The sequence below is a fragment of the Jatrophihabitans sp. genome (assembly GCF_051960575.1).
In the GTDB taxonomy this organism is placed as follows: domain Bacteria; phylum Actinomycetota; class Actinomycetes; order Mycobacteriales; family Jatrophihabitantaceae; genus JBQCEE01.
Map to the genome: position 1 here is coordinate 1 of NZ_JBQCEE010000222.1, position 2051 is coordinate 2051.

Here is a 2051-nt window from a genome sequence, read left to right on the forward strand (position 1 = left end):
GGCCTCTCCCTCGCGGAGGCCACCGCCCTGGTCCTGGATGGCTGAACGTCAGCTCTTGGTGCGGAACTTGTGGATCGCGTACGGCGCCGCCACCGCCGTGATCGCCACCGACCAGCCCAGCGTCACCCACAGGTCGTGCGTGACGGGGCCGCCGACCATGAGTCCGCGCGCCGCGTCGGCGAGCGTGGACAGCGGGTTGTAGTCGGTGAAGGCCTGCAGCCAGCCCGGCATCGACTTCGTCGGCGCGAAGATCGACGAGCCGAACTGCAGCGGGAACAGCACCAGGAAGCCCATCGCCGGCACGGACTGCGCGTTCTTCAGGATCACGCCCAGGGTGAGGACCACCCACATGATCGAGGTGGCGAACACCGCGGACAGGCCGACGGCCGCGAGCAGTCCGCCCCAGTGGTGGATGTGGAAGCCGACGAGCACGGCGACGACCATCAGCACGGTCGTCGCGAACAGCATCCGCAGCAGCTCCACCGTGATCTTGGCGAAGAGCACCGAGCCGCGTCCGATCGGCAGGGACCGGAAGCGGTCCATGACACCGGAGTTGAAGTCCTGGCTGAAGCCGGTGCCGACGCCCTGGGAGAGCGTCATGCTCATCATCGCGATCATGCCCGGGATGACGTACTGCACGTACCCGTCCTGCCCGCCGCCCAGGGCCTGCCCGATCGAGCCGCCGAAGACGTACACGAACAGCAGGGTGAAGACGACCGGCATCAGCAGCGCGTCGAACATCGACTCGGGGTCCTGCCGGATCCACAGCAGGTTGCGGCGGATGAGCGCGCCGGTGTGGCGCAGATGACCGCGCAGCGGGATGCGGGCGTCGGTCGCGGTGACGGCGTCGGTTGCGGTCAAGGTTGCGGCGCTCATACGGCGACCTCCTCGCGGGTCTCGGCGGGCACGGTGTCCTGCGGGGCACTGGCGCGGTGGCCGGTGAGGGACAGGAACACCTCGTCCAGGCTGGGCAGTTCGGTGGTGATGGCGGAGAGGGTGATGTCGCGGGCGGTGACGGCCGTGACGACGGCGGTCAGCTGCTCGTCGCTGAGCACCGGGACGAGCACGGTGCCGCTCTCGGCGTCGACGGTCGTCGTCGCGAGCCCGGTGATGCCGAGTTCGTCGAGGGCGGTGGCGAGCGGCCGCAACTGCGCCGGGTCCGCGGGCCGCACCCGCAGCGTCCGGCCGCCGACCTTCGCCTTCAGCTCGTCGATGGCGCCGCCCGCGATGACCTTCCCCCGGTCGACGACGGTCAGTTCGGTCGCCAGCTGCTCGGCCTCCTCCATGTACTGCGTGGTCAGCAGCACGGTCACGCCCTCGCCGACCATGGCCTTGACCTCGTCCCACACCTCGTTGCGGGTACGGGGGTCGAGCCCCGTCGTCGGCTCGTCCAGGAACAGCACCTGGGGTCGGCCGATCATGGAGGCGGCGAGGTCGAGCCGCCGCCGCATACCGCCGGAGTAGGTGCTCGCGGGCCGCTTCGCGGCGTCGGTCAGCGAGAACCGCTCGAGCAGCTCGTCGGCCCGGGCGCGCGCTTCCTTGCGCGGCAGGTCGAGCAGCCGGCCGATCATGTAGAGGTTCTCCCAGCCGGGCAGCTTCTCGTCGACCGAGGCGTACTGCCCGGTGAGCCCTATCACCCGGCGCAGCTGCCGGGGCTGGCGCAGCACGTCGTACCCGGCGACGGTCGCCTGTCCGGAGTCGGGGCTCAGCAGGGTGGACAGAATCCGCACGAGGGTGGTCTTGCCGGCGCCGTTCGGTCCGAGCACACCCATCACGGTGCCCTCGCGCACGTCCAGGTCGACCCCGTCCAGCGCCTTGGTCTCGCCGTAGTGCTTGACCATCCCCCGTACGGTGACGGCGTTCCCGCCGCCGCTGGAGTTCTTGTCGATGCGTGTCATGCCGAGAACGGTGCCAGTCCCCACCGACAGACCACCGACACGCGACCGACAGCGACCTGTCGGTGCCTACCGCTCGCCTACAGGCCGCCTGCAGGCCCCCTATACGCCGGCAGCCCGCCGACGGGGGAAGATCGGCGGGCTGCCTCTGTGCCG

At 70.3% G+C, this 2051-nt stretch carries 2 protein-coding genes; both read right to left on the reverse strand.

The genetic code is table 11. From position 1 onward, the window contains the following. Nucleotides 1–48: 48 nt before the first annotated feature. On the reverse strand, nucleotides 49–876 hold the full coding sequence (locus ACTHMS_RS12295) for an ABC transporter permease (RefSeq protein ID WP_440306955.1): 828 nt from the start codon (nucleotides 874–876) through the stop codon (nucleotides 49–51). Next, nucleotides 873–1898 (reverse strand): ATP-binding cassette domain-containing protein, encoded by a 1026-nt coding sequence (locus ACTHMS_RS12300; RefSeq protein ID WP_440306956.1) that lies wholly within the window; start codon nucleotides 1896–1898, stop codon nucleotides 873–875. The genes ACTHMS_RS12295 and ACTHMS_RS12300 overlap by 4 nt, the downstream gene beginning before the upstream one ends. Nucleotides 1899–2051: the final 153 nt, after the last annotated feature.

Coding starts and splice junctions, on each gene's coding strand:
- ACTHMS_RS12300 (WP_440306956.1), bottom strand. CDS start 1,898: ATGACACGCATCGACAAGAACTCCAGCGGCGGCGGGAACGCCGTCACC.
- ACTHMS_RS12295 (WP_440306955.1), bottom strand. CDS start 876: ATGAGCGCCGCAACCTTGACCGCAACCGACGCCGTCACCGCGACCGAC.